Annotated in this window: 21 protein-coding genes and 2 pseudogenes; 12 read left to right on the plus strand and 11 right to left on the minus strand. The window is 71.3% G+C overall.

Features of this window, described 5'->3' with window-relative positions:
- Nucleotides 1-242: 242 nt before the first annotated feature.
- Entirely contained in the window at nucleotides 243-692 is a 450-nt protein-coding gene (locus tag ACFZBU_RS17925; protein WP_391584550.1) for an Lrp/AsnC family transcriptional regulator, read from the minus strand.
- A 284-nt stretch (nucleotides 693-976) separates the two neighbouring features.
- Here ACFZBU_RS17925 and ACFZBU_RS17930 point away from each other — a divergent pair, with 284 nt between their 5' ends.
- Nucleotides 977-1,924 (plus strand): SMP-30/gluconolactonase/LRE family protein, encoded by a 948-nt coding sequence (locus ACFZBU_RS17930; RefSeq protein WP_391584551.1) that lies wholly within the window; start codon nucleotides 977-979, stop codon nucleotides 1,922-1,924.
- A gap of 94 nt (nucleotides 1,925-2,018) precedes the next feature.
- Here ACFZBU_RS17930 and ACFZBU_RS17935 read toward each other — a convergent pair whose 3' ends face one another.
- Nucleotides 2,019-2,864: a M55 family metallopeptidase gene (locus tag ACFZBU_RS17935; RefSeq protein WP_391584552.1), complete on the minus strand. Its 846-nt coding sequence runs from the start codon at nucleotides 2,862-2,864 to the stop codon at nucleotides 2,019-2,021.
- Nucleotides 2,865-3,077: 213 nt separating this feature from the next.
- On the opposite strand from ACFZBU_RS17935, the gene ACFZBU_RS17940 reads away from it, so the two are divergent.
- The 8 genes from ACFZBU_RS17940 (at nucleotide 3,078) to ACFZBU_RS17975 (ending at nucleotide 10,624) form a co-directional block, all read left to right on the plus strand.
- Nucleotides 3,078-4,574, plus strand: a complete 1,497-nt coding sequence (locus ACFZBU_RS17940; protein ID WP_391584553.1) for a serine hydrolase domain-containing protein — start codon at nucleotides 3,078-3,080, stop codon at nucleotides 4,572-4,574.
- A gap of 141 nt (nucleotides 4,575-4,715) precedes the next feature.
- On the plus strand, nucleotides 4,716-5,213 hold the full coding sequence (locus ACFZBU_RS17945; RefSeq protein WP_391584554.1) for an NUDIX domain-containing protein: 498 nt from the start codon (nucleotides 4,716-4,718) through the stop codon (nucleotides 5,211-5,213).
- A 537-nt stretch (nucleotides 5,214-5,750) separates the two neighbouring features.
- On the plus strand, nucleotides 5,751-5,960 hold the full coding sequence (locus ACFZBU_RS17950; protein ID WP_391584555.1) for a hypothetical protein: 210 nt from the start codon (nucleotides 5,751-5,753) through the stop codon (nucleotides 5,958-5,960).
- A 150-nt stretch (nucleotides 5,961-6,110) separates the two neighbouring features.
- Nucleotides 6,111-6,935 (plus strand): hypothetical protein, encoded by an 825-nt coding sequence (locus tag ACFZBU_RS17955; protein ID WP_391584556.1) that lies wholly within the window; start codon nucleotides 6,111-6,113, stop codon nucleotides 6,933-6,935.
- 184 nt (nucleotides 6,936-7,119) lie between these two features.
- Nucleotides 7,120-7,770 carry a hypothetical protein gene (locus ACFZBU_RS17960; protein WP_391584557.1) on the plus strand — a complete coding sequence of 217 codons (651 nt, stop codon included), beginning with the start codon at nucleotides 7,120-7,122 and terminating at the stop codon, nucleotides 7,768-7,770.
- Between the two features lie 490 nt (nucleotides 7,771-8,260).
- Nucleotides 8,261-8,347, plus strand: coding sequence for a tryptorubin family RiPP precursor (locus ACFZBU_RS17965; RefSeq protein ID WP_391584747.1), 87 nt, complete (start codon nucleotides 8,261-8,263; stop codon nucleotides 8,345-8,347).
- A 191-nt stretch (nucleotides 8,348-8,538) separates the two neighbouring features.
- The gene (locus ACFZBU_RS17970; protein ID WP_391584558.1) at nucleotides 8,539-9,600 is read left to right on the plus strand and encodes a cytochrome P450; all 1,062 of its coding nucleotides are present in this window, start codon (nucleotides 8,539-8,541) and stop codon (nucleotides 9,598-9,600) included.
- Nucleotides 9,601-9,886: 286 nt separating this feature from the next.
- Complete coding sequence (locus tag ACFZBU_RS17975; protein ID WP_391584559.1) at nucleotides 9,887-10,624, plus strand: S1 family peptidase; 738 nt, start codon at nucleotides 9,887-9,889, stop codon at nucleotides 10,622-10,624.
- A 278-nt stretch (nucleotides 10,625-10,902) separates the two neighbouring features.
- Here the strand turns inward: ACFZBU_RS17975 and ACFZBU_RS17980 are convergent, their stop codons facing one another.
- From ACFZBU_RS17980 to ACFZBU_RS17990, 3 genes and pseudogenes are all read right to left on the minus strand, one after another.
- Nucleotides 10,903-12,462 carry a phytoene desaturase family protein gene (locus ACFZBU_RS17980; protein WP_391584748.1) on the minus strand — a complete coding sequence of 520 codons (1,560 nt, stop codon included), beginning with the start codon at nucleotides 12,460-12,462 and terminating at the stop codon, nucleotides 10,903-10,905.
- 155 nt (nucleotides 12,463-12,617) lie between these two features.
- Nucleotides 12,618-12,941, minus strand: a complete 324-nt coding sequence (locus ACFZBU_RS17985) for a TIGR02452 family protein (protein ID WP_391584749.1) — start codon at nucleotides 12,939-12,941, stop codon at nucleotides 12,618-12,620.
- 52 nt (nucleotides 12,942-12,993) lie between these two features.
- Nucleotides 12,994-13,485: pseudogene (locus tag ACFZBU_RS17990) on the minus strand (TIGR02452 family protein); the annotation flags it as partial.
- Nucleotides 13,486-13,717: 232 nt separating this feature from the next.
- On the opposite strand from ACFZBU_RS17990, the gene ACFZBU_RS17995 reads away from it, so the two are divergent.
- On the plus strand, nucleotides 13,718-15,322 hold the full coding sequence (locus tag ACFZBU_RS17995; RefSeq protein WP_391584560.1) for an amidohydrolase family protein: 1,605 nt from the start codon (nucleotides 13,718-13,720) through the stop codon (nucleotides 15,320-15,322).
- A 48-nt stretch (nucleotides 15,323-15,370) separates the two neighbouring features.
- Here ACFZBU_RS17995 and ACFZBU_RS18000 read toward each other — a convergent pair.
- From ACFZBU_RS18000 to ACFZBU_RS18010, 3 genes and pseudogenes are all read right to left on the minus strand, one after another.
- Nucleotides 15,371-15,565 (minus strand): annotated as a pseudogene (locus tag ACFZBU_RS18000) (ATP-binding protein); the annotation flags it as partial.
- Nucleotides 15,566-15,583: 18 nt separating this feature from the next.
- A complete protein-coding gene (locus ACFZBU_RS18005; RefSeq protein WP_391584750.1) occupies nucleotides 15,584-16,558 on the minus strand; it encodes a sheath polysaccharide-degrading enzyme in 975 nt (324 codons plus the stop codon).
- Between the two features lie 272 nt (nucleotides 16,559-16,830).
- A complete protein-coding gene (locus ACFZBU_RS18010) occupies nucleotides 16,831-17,718 on the minus strand; it encodes an NmrA family NAD(P)-binding protein (RefSeq protein WP_391584561.1) in 888 nt (295 codons plus the stop codon).
- A gap of 154 nt (nucleotides 17,719-17,872) precedes the next feature.
- Between ACFZBU_RS18010 and ACFZBU_RS18015 the strand changes: the two genes are divergently transcribed.
- Complete coding sequence (locus ACFZBU_RS18015) at nucleotides 17,873-18,292, plus strand: helix-turn-helix domain-containing protein (RefSeq protein ID WP_391584562.1); 420 nt, start codon at nucleotides 17,873-17,875, stop codon at nucleotides 18,290-18,292.
- A gap of 56 nt (nucleotides 18,293-18,348) precedes the next feature.
- On the opposite strand, the gene ACFZBU_RS18020 is transcribed toward ACFZBU_RS18015, so the two are convergent.
- Nucleotides 18,349-18,936 (minus strand): ClpP family protease, encoded by a 588-nt coding sequence (locus ACFZBU_RS18020; protein ID WP_391584563.1) that lies wholly within the window; start codon nucleotides 18,934-18,936, stop codon nucleotides 18,349-18,351.
- Entirely contained in the window at nucleotides 18,933-19,562 is a 630-nt protein-coding gene (locus ACFZBU_RS18025; RefSeq protein ID WP_391584564.1) for a ClpP family protease, read from the minus strand. The genes ACFZBU_RS18020 and ACFZBU_RS18025 overlap by 4 nt, the downstream gene beginning before the upstream one ends.
- Before the next feature lie 201 nt (nucleotides 19,563-19,763).
- Between ACFZBU_RS18025 and ACFZBU_RS18030 the strand changes: the two genes are divergently transcribed.
- Nucleotides 19,764-20,981 (plus strand): serine hydrolase domain-containing protein, encoded by a 1,218-nt coding sequence (locus ACFZBU_RS18030; RefSeq protein WP_391584565.1) that lies wholly within the window; start codon nucleotides 19,764-19,766, stop codon nucleotides 20,979-20,981.
- A 70-nt stretch (nucleotides 20,982-21,051) separates the two neighbouring features.
- Here ACFZBU_RS18030 and ACFZBU_RS18035 read toward each other — a convergent pair whose 3' ends face one another.
- The gene (locus ACFZBU_RS18035) at nucleotides 21,052-22,548 is read right to left on the minus strand and encodes a purine-cytosine permease family protein (protein ID WP_391584566.1); all 1,497 of its coding nucleotides are present in this window, start codon (nucleotides 22,546-22,548) and stop codon (nucleotides 21,052-21,054) included.
- Nucleotides 22,549-22,572 lie beyond the last annotated feature (24 nt).

Genomic DNA, 22,572 nt, shown 5'->3' on the forward strand with positions numbered 1-22,572 from the left:
CGTCGACGGCGTCGGGGAGGCGCGTGAGGTGCCGCGACCCGTGCGTTGACGCGCCACGACGCAACCCGCGTGGCAGGGCGCGACACGATGCGACGCGAACGCAATCCCGCACGCCGCCAACCTCCCACATCGCCAGGCGATGTGACGCAAGGCAATCCCGCGCGCCGCCATTCGCCGCGCCCGCGAACGGTCTCGGACCCGGGCTCCGGACTCGGACCCGGACCGACTCCGGCGCGCTCGGTTCAGCCGGCGGTGCCGCCGGTGGGGATCGTTCGCTCGAAGAAGGTCTCGAGCACGATCGTCGCCTGCGTGCTGCTGACCCCGTCGATGGCGTGGATGCGGCGCAGCACGTCCTGCATCGCCTCGGTGGACGTGGTGCGGACCTTGAGCAGCACCGAGGCCGTCCCGGCGATCACATGCGCCTCCTGGATCTCCGGGACGGCCGCGAAAGCCGGTCCGGAGTCACCCATCCAGGCCACCGAGTCGACGGTGACGAAGGCCAGGACGTCGAGGTCCACCGCTGCCGGGTCCACGTCGACGAGGGTACGGCGGATGACCCCGCTCGCCCGCAGTTTGCGCACGCGCTCGTGGGCGGCACCGGCGGACAGCCCCACCTCCTTGCCGAGTTCGGCATAGGTGCGGACGGCGTCCTGCTGGAGCAGCGCGAGCAGGTCCCGATCGATGTCGTCCAAGGGGTTCCTCCGTGGTCGCGCCGATCGAGGGCGGTTCGGTGATCGAGGGCGGCTCGGTGGTCGAGGCGGCTCGATGGTAGCGAGCCGGGTCGAACACGCCGCGACCGAGTACACCCGCGGCGCCAAGGGCCCGCCGCACCCCGGCCGAGCACCCGTCCGCTCCGTCCGTGCCGGATCGTCGCCACGAGATGGGGTTCGATCGGATCTTGACATAGCAGAATCATATTCTGTATTCATGCATGGAGCCAGGATGGTATTCAGACGCTGCGAGGAGTCGCGAGACGATGTCCGAGGCCCGCACCCCGATCTACGACGTGATCGACGAACGTTTCCGCACCGAGCGCTGCATTTTCGGTGACGACCGGCTGGAGACCCTCTACACCGGCGGGCGCTGGTCGGAGGGGCCGCTCTACTTCCCGGCGGGACGCTTCCTGATCTGGAGCGACATCCCCAACGACCGCATGCTGCGCTGGGACGAGACCAACGGTGTCGTCAGCGTCTTCCGCTCACCGGCCGGACACCCCAACGGCAACACCCTCGATGCGCAGGGCCGCCTGGTCACCTGTGAACAGGGCAACCGGCGGGTCACCCGGACCGAACACGACGGCTCCGTCACCGTGTTGGCCGACCGATTCGGGGGAAAGCGGCTGAACAGCCCCAATGACGCCGTCGTGCATTCGGACGGCTCGATCTACTTCTCCGACCCCGACTTCGGCATCACCACCGACTACGAGGGGCACCGCGCGGAGAGCGAGATCGGCGCGACCAACGTCTATCGCATCGACCCGGTCAGTGCCGAAGTGCGCCTGGTGGCCGACGGGTTCGGCGGACCGAACGGGCTGGTGCTGTCCCGGGACGAGCAACGGCTCTACGTCTCGGACACCCGGGCCAACCATGTCCGGGTCTTCGACGTGCGCCCGGACGGGACCCTCTCCGAGGGTGCGGTCTTCGTCGAATGCCGCCCGGGCGAAGGGCGGTTCGACAACATCCGCTTCGACGACCGGGGCCGCCTGTGGGTCGCCGCGATGGCCGACGGCGTGCACTGCTACGACCCCGACGGCACCCTCATCGGCCGCATCCGCACTCCCGAACCCGTCGCCAACATCACCTTCGGCGGCCCCAAGCTCAACCGTATGTTCCTGGCCGCCAACAACGCGCTGTACTCGCTGGTCACTTCCGTCACGGGCACCCCGCGACTGCCGGGCCGCCGCCCCGGCCCGGGCACGGACTGACCACCCGCGCCTCGGCGCACACCGCGGACGCGTCCGGCGCGGACCCGCGCGTCGTACCGGGCGCGTCCCGCCCCTCGGCCCGCCCCCTCGCCCACTAGCGGACGGCCAGCATCGGCAGCCGGGAGCGGGCGGAGTGCGCGGCGATGGTGGCCCAGATGTTGACCAGGTCGATCACACCGTTCGCGTCGGGCGCCTCGCAGCGTACGGTCAACTGGTCCACGCGCTCCGCACCCGGCGTGGACGCCGCGATCTCGGCGGCCAGCGGGATCTGGAACCCGACCTCGAAGACGAACTTCTCCGGCAGCTCCAACGGCTCCACGGTCGCGGCCTTCTCCACCGCCGCCGCGGCGCCGGCCCGGATCAGGTCCTGGGCCGTGGACGGGTGCACGCTGTTCGCCGCGTGCACCCCCTCGGCCGTCTTGACCGGGACGGTGATCACCCCGGGGAACGCCGCGGCCGTCGCCGCACAGACCTCGTTGTCGCCGGTCACCAGCCCGATCGGGACGCCGTGCTGGGCCGCGAGCAGTCCGTTGACCTCGGCCTCGGTGACAGGGCGGTTGTTCAGCCGTACCGCCCCGAAGTCGGACGAGAACGTGTGCGCGAGCACGCCCGGTGCGCCGGCCGCCGCGTGGTAGCCGATGAACAGCGCCACTCCGTGGTTCGCGCCCAGGCCGCTGGCCATGCACTGGGCCTTGGGGCTGCCCTGGATCACCCGGGCCCGCGGGTCCAGGTCGCGCGCGAGCAGGTTGTCCATCGTGCCGTGGCTGTCGTTGATCAGGACGTTGTCCGCGCCCGCCGCGAACGCACCCTCGATGGCCGCGTTCGCCTCGCCCGTCATCATCTCCTGCGCATTGCGGTACCCGCCGCCCCCGCGCACGATCTGGTCGATCGTGGCGATACCCGCGATGCCTTCCATGTCGATCGAGATGTATACGTCCATCGGATTCTCCCGTTCGTTGCCCTGCTCCGCCGATCCGCGGGGGTGCGCGACGCCCCGCCGAGCATCACGCACGTCACCCCGTCCGGGCGTTGGCGATTCGTACAGGTTCGGTGTCGGTTCTTCGTCGCGGGCGACGAGCCGGGGGTCTTGGGCGCTGCCTACCGTGAGCGCTCACCGCGGCGCTCCCGCCGCCGATCCAGGAGGTGCTCGTCCATGGCACGATCCGCCCCGTCCCCGGCCGCCACGCCGTCGTCCGGCCGCCCGGATCTGTCGAGTGCGTCCGGGTCCCTGCCGACGCCCGAGTACCTGCGGGCCCGGCTCGCCGACCTGGCCGAGCAGGCGGGCATACCCGGCGCGAGTATCGCCGTCCGCCTGGGCGATCGAACCGTGACCGCGGCGGTGGGCGTGCTCGACATCGAGACCGGCTACCCCGCGACGCCCGACTCGCTGTTCCAGGTCGGGTCGATCACCAAGGTGTGGACCACGACCCTGGTGATGCAGCTCGTGGACGAGGGTCTGATCGACCTGGACGTCCCCATCCGCACGTACCTCCCCGACTTCCGGCTCGTCGACGAGGACGCCGCCGCGCGAGTGACGATCCGTCACCTGCTGTGTCACACCGGCGGTTTCGAGGGCGAGCTGTACGACGACCACGGCCCCGGACACGACGCCCTGGAGCGCCTGGAGGCGAGCCTGGCGACCGCGGGCATCCAGCTGTTCCCGCCGGGCGAGACGTTCTCGTACAGCAACAGCGGATTCGACCTGCTCGGCCGCGTGGTCGAGGTGCTGACCGGGCGTACCTGGGAGGCGGCCCTGCGCGAACGGGTGTTCACGCCGCTGGGCCTGACCGAGGTGGCCAACGACGCGAGCGAGTCGATCCTGCACCGCACCGCCATCGGCCACCTCGGCGGACCGGACGGCCCGGTCAAGGCACCCATCCACCACATGTCCCGCGCCGGCGGCCCCTCCGGAGGCATGCTCGCCACGAGCGCGCGCGACCTGCTGGAATTCGCCGCCGCGCACATTCGCCGCGGGCTGCTCCCGGACGGCACACGCCTGCTGTCGGAGAAGTCCGCACGAGCGATGTGCGAACCGCAGATCGAGATCGTCGGCGACGGCCGGCTCGGCAGGTCGTGGGGCCTGGGTTGGAACCTGTACGACTGGCCCGGCGAGCCCGTCATCGGTCACGACGGCGGCACGATCGGCCACGGTGCGATGTTGCGCGTGGTGCCCTCGCGCGAGTTCTCGGTCGCGTTGCTGACCAACGGCGGCGCCCTGTACGGCGCTTTCGACCTGGTCCGCGAACTGCTCGGCACCGTAGGCGGCGTCGAGGTCCCGGAGCCGCCCGCGCCGCCCGCCGAACCGGTGTCGATCGACACGGGCTACGTCGTGGGCCGCTACGCGTCACCGGCCGTGCAGATCGACATCGCCGAGACCGAGGACGGCCTGACCTTCACCGCGCGCGCCCTCGGTGCCATCGCCGAACTGGTCGGTGACGAGGCCGCCACCAGCCGGGTCGTGCCGTTGGACGCGCGTACCCTGATCACCGCCGAGCCCGAGGGCGGGCGACACCCCTCGTACGCCTTCCTCGGCGACGGGGAGCAGGCCGAATTCCTGCACATGGGACGGGCGTTGCGCCGAGTCCGGGACACCGGCAGCGCCGCCGGGCCGGACGCGACGGGCGACACCGGGCCCGGAGCCACGCGCTGAGACGCACTTCGGCCGACCGGAAGGTCGGCCTCCTCTCCGGTTCCCGACCACCCGAGGGGCAGAACTTCGGCGGGCTCCCGCGAACCCGGACCCGGCGTAGGTGGACCGGCCCGGACACCGGGCGGCGTTAGCCTCGTTCGCATGGCGCATCTACCTCCTGCCGAGTACTACGCGTCGTTGCCCAGGCACATCGGCGCCGCCGGGGCGATCCTGCACGACGAGCGCGGACGCGTTCTGTTGGTCGAACCCGCCTACGGCGACGGCCACTGGGAGATCCCCGGCGGCGCCATGGACCACGGTGAGTATCCCTGGGACACGGCCCGTCGGGAGATCGAGGAGGAACTCGGTCTCGCGTTGCTTCCCGGGCGGCTGCTGGTCGTCGACTGGGTTCCGCCGCAACCCGACGGTCGGCCCGCCCTCACGAACCACCTCTTCGACGGGGGAGCCCTCACCGAGGCCGAGGCGCGTGCCCGGATCCGGCTCGACGCCGGTGAACTCACGGCCTGGCGTCTGGCGGCCCCCGCCGAGTGGGACGTGCTCATGGCGCCGCACATGGCCCGCCGTCTGCGGGCCTGCGCCGAGGCTCTGACCGCGAACACCACCGCCTACCTGCACCACGGCGTGCCGCCGCACCCGTGACCGGCGCGGTCGGGGACCGCCACCGCGGCCGGAGTTGCGCAGCCTCGGCACGTACGTCAGCGCCGGCACGTACCGCAGCACGCACGGCAGTACGCGGTCGCCGCCGACCGCCGCCGTCACGGCCACCTGGCCATCGAGTCCGGCGAGTTCGCCGTCGGTACCGCCCCGGCCGACCCGACGACCACGCGGACCGTACGGGTGCGCGGCGGCCGGGCCCGAACCCGGTCGGCAGCCGGGGGCGGGCAGCGCTCGGCGTACCCGGGAGCGCACCCGGCCCCGCCGCCGCGGGTATCGTCCCGACGGCCGTTTCGGCGCATGCGGTGCCCGTGGGTGGGTGCGCCCGGTGCGTACCACCCGCCCCCTGCGTATCCCGCAACCCCACCAGGGCTCGCCACGCCGTGTGCGGGTCGCAGGCGGGGCGGCGCGTCGGCGATTCCACCGCCGGCAGGGGCTGTTCATGTGCGGCGACGCGGGGTTCACTCGGAGTACGGCAGGTCCCAGCCGCGGTGCCCGTATCGAACGGACAGGAGGAATCCCATGGTTCGACCGCTGATCCTCACCCGCAGGGCCCCTTCTCCCGACCCTGCCCGGGCGTCGCGCCCTGCGCTGCCCGAGCACCACTTCGACGCCGTCCTCGGCCTCAACGTCACCGCGGACGGCGTACCGCTGGTCCACGCGGGCAAGCAGGCCGCGCTCGCCGAGTACACCGGTACCCAGGAAGCCGGTCGGTGGAAGAAGGACGACTGACGTCCGCACCTCGGGCAGGTCGCCGCCGGGCACAACCACGCCACCGCCCGGCGGCGTTCCGCTCCGTGCGGCGGTCACGCGGCAGGTCCGTTCGCGGGTCGGTGCGCGGCGGCCGGACCGGACCGATCGTCCGGACCACGAGGACGTGAAATGGACCCGCTGCTCGCCGCCGCCCTGGAAAGCCTGGGCATCGCGGAGGATCCGCGCCCGCTGACCCGGGACCACAGCGCCGCCTGGCGCACCCGGCACTGGAAGATCAGGACCGCGACGGAACCCGCCGACGTCGCCGCGTTGTTGCACGAGGCCCGTGCCGTCGCCCTCCTGCGCGATCGGGAACTGCACCCTGCCGGAGCGGTGAGCGGACGTCTCGGCGACGGTGCGTGGATCGCGATCGCCTGGCGGCCGGGCACCACCCTGTGGGACTGGTGCGTCGCCGCCCGCCGTACCGCCACGCCGGGCACCCGAGCAAGCCTGCGTCGGATCGCCCATCGGGCGTTCGCGCTGCTGGCCGCACTGCACGCCGCGGGTTGGCGGCACGGCGACATCCAACCGGCCAACATCCTGATCACTCCGGGAAACGCGGTCGAGTTCATCGACCACGACCTCGCCCACCATCCCGATCTGCCGCTGCCGCGTCCCTACCGAGGAGGCATGGACCAGTCCACCGCACCCGAGATCGCGCGCGAACTCCTCCACGGCAGGCCCGACGCCGCCGTCACCCTCACCGAAGCCGCCGAGGTCTACAGCATGGGCGCATCGCTGCGCTGGGCCTGGACCGGCCACGCGCCCGCCACCACCCGCCTGCTCGGCCCCGGCGTCACCGCCGAGGACATCCTCCGGGACATCGCCACCGGCCGACACCGTGCCACGCTGGCCGCGCACCGCCCGTGGGCCGACCCCGAGTTGGAGGCCCTGATCGAGACCACCACCACCCGCGACCCGGCCCGCCGGGCCCCGAACCCGGCCCGACGCTGACCGGCGGGCGGGGTTGATTCCGGACGCCCGGAGGTTCGGAGACTCGGAGCCCGAACGGCGAACCGGCACCCGCCCGACGCCCGCGTCGCGCGCACCCGCCCGGATCCGCACGCAGGCGAGGCCCGCCGCCGGTCGGATCGGGACGGCCGCGTTGCGCGTGAACCCGGGGCGCCATACTCGCGGGATGCGAACCGGCGGGTGGGGTCGAGATGAGGTCGACGAGTGGGGCGCGACGTTCACCGGGGCGGTGGCGCTCGGGGAGTTCGGGTGGGCGCACCGGTTGATGGACCAACTGTCGGGTGATCGCGACGATCGTGTCGGGTGGGTCCTCGGGCGGGCGATGTTGTTCGCGCGGCAGCGGGAGTACGCGGCTTGCCTGGACGTCGTCCGAGGTTGGTTGGACGCGGCTCCGGCGGACGACCCGTTTCGATCCCTCATGGCACACAAGTACGCGGACTACGCGGCTGTCGGCTTCCTGGCGGGCGAGTTCTCCTTGGCCGGCACGTCGGCATTGCTTCGGACCGCCGAGGCGGTCGCCGACGAGGCGGAACACCCGTTCTGTCCGGTGACGTTGGTGCTCGACGTGTTGGAAGGGCGGAGTGCGGAGGCGTATTCGCGCGTGCGCCGGCATCGACGAAGGTCGCGGCTGGGTGATCGGAGGGCACGGGCCTCCGCGGACGCACTGATGGCGGTGTGCCTCGCGGAACTCGGGGACGTGGCCGGAGCCGGGAGGACGATCCGTCGCGCGATGCGGATCGCGCCGGGGCTGGATCTGATACCGATGGCCCAGTCACGAGTCGCGATGGTCGCGAGCGGCGTCGTCGGCCCGCCGTGAGGATCCACCGGGCAGGGCCGGGTGGCCGGCGCGTTTCGGTTCGCCGCGACTCCTGCGTCCGCTGTCGCGGGTGCACCGGCTGCACCGACCGGGCCGACCGACTGGCCGGCGGCTCCTGCTCGCCTACCCGGGGTGCGCTGCCGGAATGGTTGCCGGCCGAAAACGGGTGTTCGTCCGCGCGTCGCGCGGCGGCGGTGGACCCGCCGGCCGACCTGTCGATCGGCATCGGTGGCAAGATCGAGAAACAAGTTTTCCGCGGTTTGTGTGAACTGCGTGTGAGTGTGCTTGGATAAGCGCCGGCCGGATATGAGCGGCTTGTTATGGGGCGTTTTTGATCTGTGATCCACGTCACATTGACGTGCCTTTAGTCCCGGGGATTCACTTTCCAGGCGACGGGAATCGGAAAGTCGGATTCTGTAGCGATGGTTTATCGCCCCGACCGCCCGTGTCATCCGAGACTCGGCCGGTTCACAGTCACCTGGAGGTTGTCGTGATCAAGATCGTCAACTCTTTCTCCAAGAGGTTCAGGCCCGAGAAGTCCCTGAAGTCCGCAGTCTGGTACATCTGGTACAGCTGATCAACACGCGCTGAGAACCGGTTGATCATCGAACCGATACGGGTCGTGGCCGCTCCCGCCGCACGATCGATACTCCTGCGGTAACGCCGCCACGATCCGACGAAGTGTCGGTTCACCGCCCGGGTTCGGGTCCGGTGTCGCCGTATGTCGGCGGCACCGGACGCGAGACTCCCGCCACGTGGAGAGCACCGATGAGTTCCGATACGGTCGGGCGCGCCCGGACCACGGTTTTTTCGCCGAAGATCGAAGAACTCCTCCGGGAACATCGCGGTGTGAAGTTCTTTCGAGTGGACGCCGACACCGTCGGAGTCGCCGACCCGGATCTGATCGAGAAACTTCTCGAGAGCAGGTCCGCCCATGAATTCGAGCGGCCGACTTTCAAGCCGCTGTACGGAAGATCCATTGCCCGCGCGGAGGCCGCCGACGTGATGCAGGCGCTCTCGCGGGACGTCCGCGCCGCTTTGCACGAGCCGATTCCCGATAGTGTGGATCTTTCCGGGAACTGGCCGCACGCGGGCCACGCCTATCTACGTGATCTGCTTTTCCGTCCCGATCCCTTGCGACTGCGCATGCTCACGGATCGCCGGCTCGAGGCGATGCCCGTATTGGCGCGGGCCGCGGTCCGCACGAGTGCCGCACTGCCCGGCACGCCCGATCCCGACGCGCCGATGTCGCAACTCGCGGCGCTGACCGCCACGGCGGCCGCGGATCCGGACAACCGGCACCACGCGCTGGGGTTGTACCGACGGGTCGCGGCTCCGGTGTGCCTGGGAGTCTCGGCACTGGTCGCCAACGCGCTCTGGCTGGGCTCGCCCTTCGACGCCGACGCGTCGAACCGGCACATCGTGCTGGAGTCCCTGCGCCTGCTGCCGCCGTCGTGGAACATCCTGCGGGTCGCCTCCCCCGAGTTTCCCGCCCTGGATTCCCGGATCGGCCCGAACGACGACGTGCTGCTGCTCCCGCTGCTCAGTCACCGCGATCCCGAACTGTGGGTCGACCCGGACGATTTCCGACCCGAGCGCTGGAGCGACCTGGACGCCGACAACCATCCGGGGTACTTCCCCTTCGGCCACGCCTCCGACCGCTGCCGCGGCCGACACCTGATCATGCCGCTGGCCGAACACCTCCTCGATCGCATCCGCTCCCAGGGCCTCACGGTGAGCCCACACCAGACCGCCGCCACGGTGCCCCTTGCCGGTCTGCTCGGTGTCACCCGCGTGAAGATGGCCCGAACTGCCACGCCTGGACGGTGAGTTCGGCGGCAGGAGGATGGGGCCTGCGGAGTCGAGGCGGGTAGGCGGGGGAGGCGCGGCGCGGCGGCCGTGCGGGTGGGGCCGGGAGCATCTTCGCGTGCATCGAATTCGACCGCGGCAGGTCCCGCCTGCTCCGCCGCCGGCGCGCAGCGCGGCCGATTCCGGTCGGAGGCATATCTCCGGCGACATGGAAGATTGCTATTACCCGCGGCCGGCCGCCATCGGGATCCTGGTACCCCCTGGACACCACACGCGAGATGCCGCGTGTCTTCGGAAACGAGGAACTTTGCGAATAACCAGGATAGTCCCCGCTCTCTTGGCCGCATTGCTCATGGTGCTCACCCTCGGCGCCACAGCCACCGCCTCCCCCGCCACGTCCGCGGTTCCGGTCGACCAGCCGTCGGCCGGCGGCCCCCAGCCGATCATCGGTGGCGGATATGCGCAGAACGCCCCCTGGGCGGCCCGCCTGTTCTCCGCCGGCAGGCAGACGTGTACCTCGACCATCATCGCGCCCACCTGGATCCTCACCGCGAAACACTGCGTCAGCGGGGGGCAGTTGACGTTCCGCATCGGCAGCCTGGACCAGACCTCCGGGGGCACCGTGGCCAACGGCGTCCAGACCTACACCAGTCCGTCGGCCGACCTGGCCCTGGTTCGGCTCGACCGCTCCGTCTCGGCCACCTACTCCCGACTCGGCCAACCCGGTTCGGTGACGGTGGGTCAGAGCGTCCAGGTCTACGGATGGGGCGCGACGTCACGGTGCGGCCAGGAGATCAACTGCCAGTCGCAGTTCCTGAAGGTCGCGAACGTGACCGTGACCGGTGGTTGCCGCGACGCGTACAACGGTTCGGCGATCTGTGCGCAGCGCGGTAACGGGATCACCGCGGGCGGCGACTCGGGTGGTCCGATGCTGGCGAACGGTGTCCAGGTCGGCGTCGCCTCCACCAGCGACCGACAGACCACCACCGCGTACACGAACGTGACGGCGTACCGCTCCTGGATCCAGTCGGTCGCAGGCGTCTGACCGACCCGACTCGTCGCCTCACCCCGCGGCCCGAGCCACCTTCGGAACCACGCTCCGAACCATTGCCGGGACCGCGACCGGAACCATGCGCCGAACCGAGCCCGATCGTCGTCCGCTTCGCCGCCGCGAACGGACGATGATCGGGCACGAACGTCTGCCCGCCCGGGCCCGGAGGGCGCCCGCCCCGCGATACGGCCGGCCGGCCCCGCGGCGCCACGTCGCGAGTGCCGCGGGTGGGCCCGCCGTCCGCCCGGGACGTCCCGTGGAGTGTCGCGGCGTCAGGGCACCCGTCGTGTCGGGCCTCCGCGCAGGATCGCCATCGCCGCGTTGTGCCCGGGGATGCCGCTCACGCCGCCGCCGCGTCGCGCGCCGGCCCCGCACAGCAGGATTCGTTCGTGGGCCGTTTCCACACCCCACGTGCCGTGGGTATCGGTGTCCCGCGCGTACGGCCAGGACAGGTCCCGGTGGAAGATGTGCCCGGCGGGCAGGCCGAGTTCGTGTTCCAGATCCAGTGGCGTGTGCACCTCCAGGCACGGATTGCCGTCGCCGTCGCGCAGCAGGCAGTCCTCGATCGGCTCGGCAAGCACAGCGTCGACGGAGTCGAGCATCGCGCGCAGCGCCTTCGTCCGGGCACTCTCGTTGTCCTCGGCGAACAGGCGCGCCGGCATGTGCAGGCCGAACAGCGTCAACGTGTGCACACCCGCGTCCCGGGCCCGCGGCCCGAGGATGGACGGGTCGGTCAGCGTATGGCAGTACATCTCGCCCGGCGGCAGCGCGGGCATCCGGCCGCTCGCGGCACGCTCGTACGCGGCCGCGAGCTGTGCATAGCCCTCGTTGACATGGAAGGTGCCGGCGAAGGCCCGCTGGGGGTCGGCGAACGGGTCGCGCAGCCGCGGCAATCGGGCGAGGACCATGTTGATCTTGAGCTGCGACCCCTCCGGCCCGGGCCCGTCGGGGGTGTTCCCCAGGAGCCGGTCCAACGTGTCGGGCGCGACCGCGGCGAGCACGTGCCCACCCGTCACCCGGAACTCCCGGTCGCCGAGCGTGTATCGCACCTCGCCGTCGGGATCCACCGAGCCGACCGCCGCCCCGGTCCGCAGCTGCGCCCCCGCCGCGCGGGCCGCGTCGGCAAGGGCCGCGGTGACCGCTCCCATGCCGCCCACCGGCACGTCCCAATCCCCCGTACCACCGCCGACGACGTGGTAGAGGAAGCAGCGGTTCTGTCGCAGCTCGGGGTCGTCCATCGGGGCGAACGTGCCGATCAGCGCATCGGTCGCCACCACGCCGCGCACCGTGTCGTCGGCGAACTCCGCCTCGATCAGGGCGGACAGGGGCTGCGCGAACACCGCGTCCCACACCCGATCGTCGTCCACCAGCCGGCGGAACTCGGCCGCGGAACGCAGCGGTTCGGTGAGGGTGGGAAAGACCCGACCGGCCAGTCGCGCCGTGGCCGCGCCGAACCGCTCCCACGCGTCGGCCTCGCGCGAACCGGCGAAACGGGTCAGCTCGGCGCGGGTGCGTTCGCGGTCCGCGGCGTCGACGAGGAAGCCGCCGGCGCCGAGCGGGGTGTACGAGCCGACCCGGCGCCGGCGCAGCTCGACGGGCAGCCGCAGGTCGTCGACGATCTTTCGGGGCAGCAGGCTGACCAGGTACGAGTAGCGGGACAGCCGCACGTCGACCCCGGGAAACGGCCGGCACGACACCGCCGCGCCGCCCACTTCGTCGAGCCGTTCCAGCACCAGGACCGACCGGCCCGCCTGCGCCAGATACGCGGCCGCCACCAGGCCGTTGTGCCCGCCCCCGACCACGACGACGTCGAATCTCCCACCGTCACGCACCACATCCGCCTCCGAAATCGACGACCTCCGGCCACCGGCACCGCACACAAGCCAGCGTAGGCACCCGCAAACCCACCCGCCCCACCCGGCTCGCGGAAGTTCCGAGCCGCCTCCGCCCTGCGTCGCGGGCACTCGGACATCCCACCCGGCGACGGTCAGCGCCCCGCCGACCCGGCGCCGCCCGCCCGCCCACGCCCGCCCGGTGCGAATCGCCCGGTGAAAGCCGCCCGGTTGACCGCGTCGGGCGAGCGATCCGGGATCGCGAACACCACCCTTTCGAAGGCGGTGGACAAGGAGCCGTCCTCGGTGAGCGGGGCGTGGAACGCCGCGGCGACGACGCGCGGGTCGTTGCCGAACACCCCGCACCCCCATGCGCCCAGTACCAGTTGCCGCGCGCCGTGCCGGTGGGCCACCGTCAGCACACGCTCGGCGCGCCGGTACAGCGCCTCCCGGATGCGCTCGCCCTGCGCCCGGATCACGGCGCAGGACCTCGCCGGCATTGGGCGCGGCGCAGGTGAGGAAGGACACCCGATCCGGCTCGGCGAGCAGTGCACCCCACTCGTCGCGGTGCACGGGGACGTCGGGGGACCACACGACCCGGTCGCTGTAGACCGGGTCGGGGCAGGCGCGGTGGGCCGTGTAGTAGTCGGGGACCGCCAGGAGGCAGGGGTGCAACAGGGAGTTGCGGCAGAGGTCCTCCTCCTGGGCCCGGGCCCCGCGAAGGTAGCCGCCTCCCGGGTTGCGCGCCGATGCGAAGTTCAGCACCGCGACCGGTCCGATGCCCGTCGCGACCAGGCGCCGGGCGGCCTGGAGGCTGTTCTCGTCGGTCACCTCGAACGACGTCGAATGTTCGCCGCCCGGGTGGCTCGGTTGGACGGGTCCCTCCGGTGGATGACTCACCGTGCCGGAGATCGCCGCGCGAAGTGCGGGCGCCACCACGACGGCGCCCACCGGCGTCGAGTATTCGCCCGCGGCGACGATGCGTGCGTTGGTCTCCGCGATTTCCCGCAATCGGTTGCTCACACGTCCGTACGCTATGGGCGGTCGGTCGGATGCTCCATCGCATTCCTGACCGAGGCCCGAGTTCTCGATCGCGTGGCCGGCCCGGGTGTGCCTTCGGCACCGGCGGTCTTCGTGTGGATGGACACATCTTCGACGTGTCGCTCGTGCCGGAGCCCATGATCGGGTGGCGCGGGGGCGGCGATACTGAGGGGCGCCCGGGAAGTCGGCTCACTCGTACTCGAAGAGGCTCCGTATGCAGGTCGATCTCGTTGTCCGCGCAGGCTCCCTCGTCGACGGGAGCGGATCGCCCGCATTCGACGGCGATCTCGCGATCGATGCCGGACGTGTGGTCGCGGTCGGCGACGTCGGCGATCTCCGGGGCCGTGACGAGATCGATGCGCGGGGCTGCGTGGTCTGCCCCGGCTTCGTCAACGTGCTGAGCCACGCCTACTTCACGCTCCAGCAGGATCCCCGCGGCCTGTCCGACCTCCATCAGGGGGTCACCACCCAGATCTTCGGCGAGGGCGTCTCGCTCGGCCCGGTGACCGGCGCGATGACCGACGGGATGCTCGAGCTCGGTCCGTCGGCCGAGGGGGCCCGCCGGTCCTGGCCGCGACTGCGCGAGTTCCTGGAGCAGCTCGAGGCCCAGGGCGTCGGCCACAACGTGGCCAGCTTCGTCGGCGCGGACAACCTCCGGATGTCGGTGGCCGGGCTGGAGGACCGCGTGCTGGACGCCGACGAGCTCGCTCGCGCCTGCGCACTGCTCGAACAGGAACTGGCGGACGGGGCGCTCGGCGTCGGCTCCGCGCTGATCTACCCACCCGGCAGCTACGCCGACACCGACGAACTCATCGCCTACGCCCACGTGTTGGCCCGCCACGACGCGCTGTACATCTCGCACCTGCGCAACGAGGGCGACCGCCTTCTGGAGGGCGTCGACGAACTCCTGGACATCGCCCGAGCCTCCGGCGCGCGTGCCGAGATCTACCACCTGAAGACCGCCGGCCGCGAGAACTGGGCCAAGATGCCCGCCGTCCTGGACCGGATCGAGGCCGCCCGGGCCGCGGGTGTCGAGGTGACCGCCGACATCTACCCCTACACGGCCGGCAGCACGTTGTTGTCGGCCGCGGTCCCTCCGCCCTTCCACCTCGGCGGCCCGGAAAAGCTCCGGCAGCGCCTCGGCGACCCCCGGAGCAGGGCGCAGATCGTCGACGCGGTGCGCGACGGCGGCGATTGGGAGAGCCTGTGGCGGATGAGCGGCGGCGCCGAGGGCATCGTGATCCTGTCGAATCACCCGGACATCGGCGTGCGCACCGGATCCACGATCGCCGACATCGCCAAGGCCCGCGGCGACGCCGACCCGATCACCACGATGCTGGACATCGTGCTCGCCGAGCCGCACGCCGACGCGGCGTACTTCATCGGCAACGAGGACAACATCCGGCTCGCCTTCGCCCGCGACTGGGTGTCGGTGGGCTCGGACTCGGACGCCCCCGCGGTCGAGGAACCCTTCGCCGACCATCCCGTGCACCCTCGGGCCTACGGCACCTTCGCCCGGGTGCTGGGCCGCTACGCGCGCGAGGAGGGGATCGTGTCGCTGGAGGAGGCCGTACGCCGGATGACCGCCCTGCCGGCGACGACGCTGCGACTGCGCGATCGAGGAGTGCTGCGCGTCGGCGCACATGCCGACGTGGCGATCTTCGCGCCCGAGGACTTCGTGGACACGGCGACCTACGCGAACCCGGCGAGCTACGCACGCGGCATGCGGCATGTCCTGGTGAACGGGACCGCCGCGCTGCGCGACGGCCGGCCCACCGGGGCCCTGGCCGGTCGGGCCCTGCGCCGCGACGTGTCCTGACGCACCGCGTACCGAACGCGCCGTCGGCCCCGCTCCGGGCCGGGGCGCTCAGGTCGGCAGGCGGACGGCGAACACCGAACCGACGCCGGGCGTGCTGCGCACCGTGACCGAGCCGCCGTGGGCCCGGGCGAGGCGCTGCACGATCGCCAGGCCGAGTCCGCTGCCGCCGGTGCGGCGGTTGCGGGACTTGTCCGCGCGCCGGAATCGATCGAAGACGTGCGGGAGGTCCGCCGCCGCGATGCCGCCGCATCGAGGACGCGATCAGGGGATGACCGGCACGCCCGGATCGACCAGGCCGTTTCCTCCCGTGAACGTGTTGTCGGCGGTGACCGTGGTCGGGCAGCCGGGGCGGTACGAGACGGGGTGGATCGCGAGTCGGTCGGGGCCGGTCGCGCCGGTCAGGTCGGCGTGATTCGTGTGGAAGACCGTGCCACAGCCCCATCCCGGAGCCTGTGCGTGCACCTCGAACCCGTTGTTGGTGGTGTTCCGGCCGGTGTTGTTCTCGATCAGGTAGTCGTTGCCCTTCACGTCGACCCACGAGTCGTCGTAGTTGTTGCCGGTCAGGCCCGTGCCGTCGAAGGTGTTGTCCGCGACCCGGCCGCCGGTCGTGCCCTCCTTCAGGTCCACCGCCTCGCCGCGCACCCCGGGGCCGATCACGTTGCGCAGGATCCGTACCCGGTCGCTGCGGTCGGACAGCGTGTTGGCGGTGCCGACGTACACGCCCTCGCCCATGCCGCGGTTGTCCCGGCCGGTGTCGAAGATGCGCGAGTCCACGATCTCGCCGTCGCTGCTGGAGTTGCGGAAGTGCACACCCTCCATGGTGAGTTCGTGCACCGTGACGGAGTCCACCAGTACGCCGCGGGCGGCGTCGATCATGATGCCCTTCTGGGCGTGGGTGAGCGTGATGCCACGCACGGTCCAGTAGGAGGCGCCGTTGAGATGGAGGGCGTTGCCGCCGCCGGTGCCGGTGCGCAGCACGGCATTCGCGGAGCCGGCCAAAGTGATCCGCGCATCGGCGCGACCGGCCTTCACCGCTTGGAAGTTGCCCGTGTAGGTGCCGTCGGCGAGGCGGATGGTGTCGCCCGGTACGGCCGCGGCCAGCGCCGCCTTGAGTTGCGCCGACGTCGACACGAGCACGACCGACGCGCGCGTGGACGCGGGCGCGGCACCGGCGGACGGGGCGCAGCCGAGCGCGGCGGCGACGGTGGTCACGAGGGCGAGCGAGAGGGTGCGCATGCGCATGGGGGAGCCTTCCGTCGACGTGGTGACGGGACGGACCGCCCCGACGCCCTTTCCCCACACCGGCGTCGGACCGGGCAGATGGCATCCAGCGTGCGCCATGGGCGCGCGAAGGTCTAGACCAACACTCGCCCGGATTCATCGCCCGGGCGGACTCGCGGCGTCGTCCGGGCCGGCGCGCGCGACCCCCGACCCGGGCCGCATACCACCGGGCATGCCGGCCGGGCGCGCCGGCCGCTCGCGCCCGTCCGTCCGTTGTGCCCGTGTGCTCAGGCGAAGTCGGCGCGGTGGTCGGCGGCCCACTCGGCGAAGGTGCGGGCCGGCTTGCCGGTGAGGCGCTCGACGACGTCCGTGAGCGGCGCGGGCTTGCCGACGGTCGCCGCCATCAGGTCGAACAGGGCGTTCACGAACGGACCGTCCAGGAACCGGCTCAGCTGCTCGCGGACGTCCGCGTCGGGCAACTCCTCGAACACGAGCGGTCGTCCGAGCACCTCGCCCAACACCCGCACCTGCTCGGCCTGGGTGAGGGACGCCGGCCCGGTCAGATCGTACGTGCGCCCGGCGTGCCCGTCGCCCGTCAGCACCGCGGCCGCCACCTCGGCAACGTCGCGCTCGTGCACGACGGACGCGGCGGCTTCGGCGTACGCGCCGCGCACCACGTCGGATCCCTTCAGTTGCATCGCGAACGACAACGCGTTGACGGCGGGAAACAGCAACCGCAGGAACGTCCACGGGATGCCGCTCTCCGCGATCGCGCGCTCGACACCCGCGTGGTGGGTCGCGATCACGTCCGGCTGCACGTCCGCACCGTCGACCACCGCCCCGGAGGACAGGAACACGATGTGCCGCACACCCGTGTCGGCGGCCTCGGCGAGCAGCCCGTTCGGTGCCAAGCCGTAGGGGAGGACGAGGAACAGGGTCCGGACCCCCCGCAGGGCCGGTCGAAGCGACGCGGCGTCGGTGAGATCGCCGCGCACGACGTCGACGCCCGCGGGCAGAGCCGCCCTGTCGGGGGTGCGCGACAGCGCCCGTACCGGTGCACCCGCGGCCGCCAGTGCCTCGACGGTCTCGCGTCCGAAATGTGCCGTTGCGCCGACGACCAGGATCATGACTACTCCCACCGGATTGGCCTGCTTGGATGTGATGACGGTAGGCATCAATCAGGAAGAGTCGATTCCTGAATCCGGCAGGCCCGGAGTCGCGTTCGGGGTCGGGAGTCGCCATGGCCGTGTCCCCAAGCTCGACGCCTTGTCGGATTTCGCTGCGGGCGGACAACGGGGAAAGCTCGCGGGGTCCGGCCTACGATGAGGCATGGCCGAGACCGCCCCACCGCTTTCGCACCGTACCGACGACAACAGGCGGGCCGCCCCGGCGCCTGCGCCGAGGCCCGAGCGCACACCCGCGCCCGTGCCGGTGCACCGCCGATCGAGCACGCCCAGTCGTGAGCCGCTGTGGCGGGATGTGCTCGGCGAGCACCTGCGGTCGCTGCGCCACGAACGCGGCGAGACGCTGGTCGAGACGGCGGGCCGTGCCGGCGTTTCGCCGCAGTACCTCTCCGAGGTGGAGCGCGGTATCAAGGAGCCGTCGAGCGAGATGATCGCGGCGATGGCCGGCGCACTGGGCGTGGGTCTGGTCGATCTGACCCTCGCGGTGAGCGAAAACCTGAGGAGCACCCGCCCGGCGGGCCGTTCGAACGCGGTCTGCCGCGCCGCCTTCGCCCTGACGGCGTGACGGCACTGCGGTAGCGGCACGATCGGGAGCGGCGCCGGCGCGCCGGGCGGGGTGGGTCATCGCTCTTCGAGTACGACGTCGACGAGTCCGTACTCCTTTGCCGCCGTCGCGGTGAAGACCCGGTCGTGGTCGGTGTCCGCACGCAGGGTGGCCGTGCTTTGGCCGGTGTGCCGGGAGAGGATGTGTTCGATGTCGGCGCGGACGCGCACCACTTCGTCCGCCTGGAGGATCAGGTCCGGGATCGCGCCGCGTCCCTGTGCGGCGGGCTGGTGCAGCACCACCCGCGCATGGGGCAGCGCGGCGCGCTTGCCGGGCGCGCCCGCGGCGAGCAGTACGGCGCCCACCGCGACGGCCTGGCCCACGCACGTGGTGGCGATCTCCGACCGCACGTAGCGCATCGTGTCGTACACCGCCAGCATCGCGCTGGGGTCGCCGCCCTCGCAGTTGATGTAGAACTGGATCTCCTGTTCGTGGTTGTCCGCCTCCAGGAACAACAACTGCGCAACGAGCGCGTTGGCGACGCCCGCGTCGATGGCGGTCCCCAGGTAGACGACGCGCTCCGCGAGCAGGTGCGAATACACGTCCATGATGCGTTCGCCGCGGGAGTCGCGGGTGATGACGTTCGGAATGGCGTAGGTACTCATGCCGAGGCTCCCTGGAATCCGGCGTTCTTGGCGACTCGGCGAGCACCGCGCGGGGCGATCTCGTCGAAGGTCTGGACGATCGCGTCGATGAAGCCGTAGTCGAGGGCCTCCTGTGCGGTGTACCAGCGGTCGTGCAGCGAGTCCTCGAAGACCCGTTCGATGGGCTGGCCGGTGTCCTCCGCGATCAGGCCGAGCACGGTGTCGCGGGTGTGACGCAGGTCGTTGGCCTGCAACTCGATGTCCACGGCCGTCCCGGCGATGCCGGCGGAGCCCTGGTGCATGAGCACCCGTGCGTGCGGCAGCGCCCGGCGCTTGCCCGGTTCTCCCGACGAGAGCAGGAACTGGCCCGCGCTGTAGGCGATACCGAGGACCAGGGTGGACACGTCGCACGGGACGACCCGCATGACATCGCGGATCGCGAGCATCGCCGGCACCGAACCACCGGGCGAGTGGATCCACAACGCGATGTCCGCAGTGGGGTCTTCCGCAGCCAGGGTGAGCAACTGGGTGGTGAGCAACGTGCCGTTGTCGTCGTCCAACGGGCCGTCGAGGAGCAGCACGCGCTGCGCGTACAGTTCGCGCCGCGTGTGCTCGGGGAAAAGCGGGGCCTTCGTGTCATCGCTCATGCCTCCACCCTGGGCCGATGCCCACGGCGACGCCAAGCCGATCTGCCCACAGCGGATCTGCTCCGAGCGGATCGACGCCGTCGGAGCCGTTCGGGTGGACTCGCCGCGCGGCGTTCGTGCGGCGCGGGGGCCGCTCCGGCGCGAAGGGTGATCTTGGTCGGGCAAGGTCCCCTCGACCCCCCCCGGAAGAGACGTCCCGTCATGCGCCGTGCCCCCGCCTGTCGCCTCGCCACCGCTCTGTTCGCCCTCTCCGCGCTGGTCCCGCTCACCCTGACCGCGCCCTCGGCCCAGGCCACCCCGGCCACGGCGGCCACGGCGGCCGTCGCCACCGCCGAGCCACACGACGACTGCCCGCCGCACGGCCTGGACCCCGCGCTCGTGGCCCGCCTCGACGAGGCGATCGAGCGCACCCGTCGGGAAGCCGGCATCCCCGGGGTGACCGTGGGCCTGTGGCTGCCCGGCCGGGGCCGCTACGTGCGCTCGACCGGGGTGGCCGACACCGCGACCGGCGCTCCGATGACGCCCGATCTCCACATGCGGATCGGCAGCGAGACCAAGACCTTCACCGTCACGGCCCTGCTGGAACTGGTCGACGACGGCCTGATCGGGCTGGACGATCCGATCTCCGCCTACCTCGACGGCGTTCCCGACGGGGAGCACATCACCATCCGGCAACTGGCGGAGATGCGCAGTGGCCTGTTCTCGTACACCTTCGACCCGGACTTCGTGAACACCCTGCTGGCCGATCCGACCCGCTCGTTCACTCCGCAGGAACTGCTGACGTACGCCTTCCGGCACCCGAACGTCTTCGCCCCGGGGGCGCAGTTCCAGTACTCCAACACCAACATCGTCCTCCTCGGACTCGTCGTGGAGAGGCTCGGCCGGATGCCCCTCGCCGACTTCATCCACGAGCGCGTCACCGGGCCGGCGCACCTGCACCACACCCTGTTCCCCCGGGGCGCCGAATTCCCGGAGCCGCACGCGCACGGCTACACGAACCAGACACCGACCGGCGCGGTCGCCGACGCGACCGACTGGAACCCGAGTTGGGGCTGGGCGGCCGGCGCGATGATCTCCGACCTGGAGGACCTGCGCCGCTGGGCCGAGGTGGTCGCCACCGGCACACTGCTCTCCCCGGCCACCCAGGCGGAGCGGGAGAAGTTCATCACGGTGCCCGGCTTCGACGGCGCCGGGTACGGCCTGGGCCTGTTCCGGACCCACGGTTGGGTCGGGCACAACGGCTCGTTGCCGGGCTACGAGAGCGTGACGATGTACCTGCCGGAGCAGGACGCCACGATGGTCATCCTGCTCAACACCGACATCGTGCACGACGGTTACGAGCCGAGCACCCTAATCGCCCGTGCGGTCACCTCCATCATCACCCCGGACCACGTCTACGAACTCCCCGCGCAGGGTTGACCCGACGCCCCGCGGCAGGTGTGCCGGGTCGACGACTCCGCGTTCGCGGCGGGCGTCGACCCGGCACCGGTCATCCGCTGACGGGAGGTCTGGAGCGGACGACGGCATTGCTACCGTCGAGATGCAACTTGCTGCGCTCGACGGCCTGTTGCTCGGCGTCGAGGTCGAATCCCCGGGTGCCGAGCCAGTAGGCCGCCCCCGAGACCACGAGTCCGACGACGAAGGCGATGTCGGCGCCGTCGAGTGTGTCGACCATGGGTCCCGTGTAGAAGCCGGTGACCATGAACGGCACCAGGGCCGCGACGCCCAGCGCGTAGGAGAGCAGACCGCGCCAACTCCAGCGCCCGTAGATGCTGTTCGGGCTGAAGATCTCGGTGATGGCGTAGTGGCCCCGGCGGACGAAGTAGTAGTCGATCAGGTTCACCGCGGTCCACGGCGCCAGGACGTAGAGGATCAGGGTGATGAAGTCGTTGAAGCTGCCGAGGTATTTCGCCGGCAGGCCCTCGGCCACGGCGAGCGCGAGCGCCGCGCCGGCCAGGATGCCGGCGATGCGGGTGCGTACGGTCGGTGCGATCGGGCGGAAGGCCTGGACGATGCTCAGTCCCGAGAGCATCGCGCCGTAGAGGTTGACACCCATGACCGCGATCGCGCTGGGGACCAGGACGGCGACCACGGCGGTCTTGCCGAAGCCGGTGAACAGGGTGTCGCCGATGTCCTGGAGGTTGACCAGCGCATCGGGTACCGGCACCGAACCGGCGATGAAGTTGCCGAGCACCATGAGCCAGATCGCCGACAGCGCGGCCCCGGCGTAGGTCCAGCCGATGACGCCGCGTTCGGAGGTGTCCGCGGGCAGGTACCTGGAGTAGTCCGAGACGTACACGGCGTACCCGAGTTGGTAGCCGGCCGCCGCGACGAACTGGGCGAGTGCCGCCGCGGGGGTGAAGGCCGAGGAGTGGGCGACCGGGTGCGGCTCCAGGTGCATCAGCGCCAGCACGGTCAGGATCGCGAACACCGGTACCACCAGGTACGGCAGCAGGCGCAGCACGGTGTGCAGCAGGTCGTAGCCGACGATCGCCACGGTGGCCGCGAGCAGCACGATGACGACCGCCCACAGCGTCGCGGAGCCGGGCAGGACCGATTCCAGGACCTGGGAGGCCAGGAGCACGCCGAACGCGCTGAAGCCGATGTACACGCAGATGACGGCGAGCATCGGCACGAGTGCGCCGCGGGTGCCGAACTGGGCGCGGGACTGGATCATCTGGGGGAGGCCCATGGTGGGCCCCTGGTTCGCGTGGAAGGCCATGAAGCAGGTGCCGAACAGGATGCCGAGCACGGTGGCCGTGATCGACCAGCCGATCGACAGGCCCATGACCGGGCCCGCGAAGCCGACGACCATCGTGGTCGGCACGAACTGCCCGGTGAACCAGAACGGCGCCTGATGCCAGGCGCGGCCGTGCCGCTCGGACTGTGGGACGTAGTCGATGGAGCGGGTTTCCAGCACCGGACCGCGGGCGTGCCCGGTTCCTGCTGCCTGCCGGCCTGTCACCGCACCTGAGTGGTCAGCCATGTGCCCTCCTTCATGTGGGGCAGA

It is taken from the genome of Embleya sp. NPDC008237 (assembly GCF_042956465.1).
In the GTDB taxonomy this organism is placed as follows: Bacteria; Actinomycetota; Actinomycetes; order Streptomycetales; family Streptomycetaceae; genus Embleya.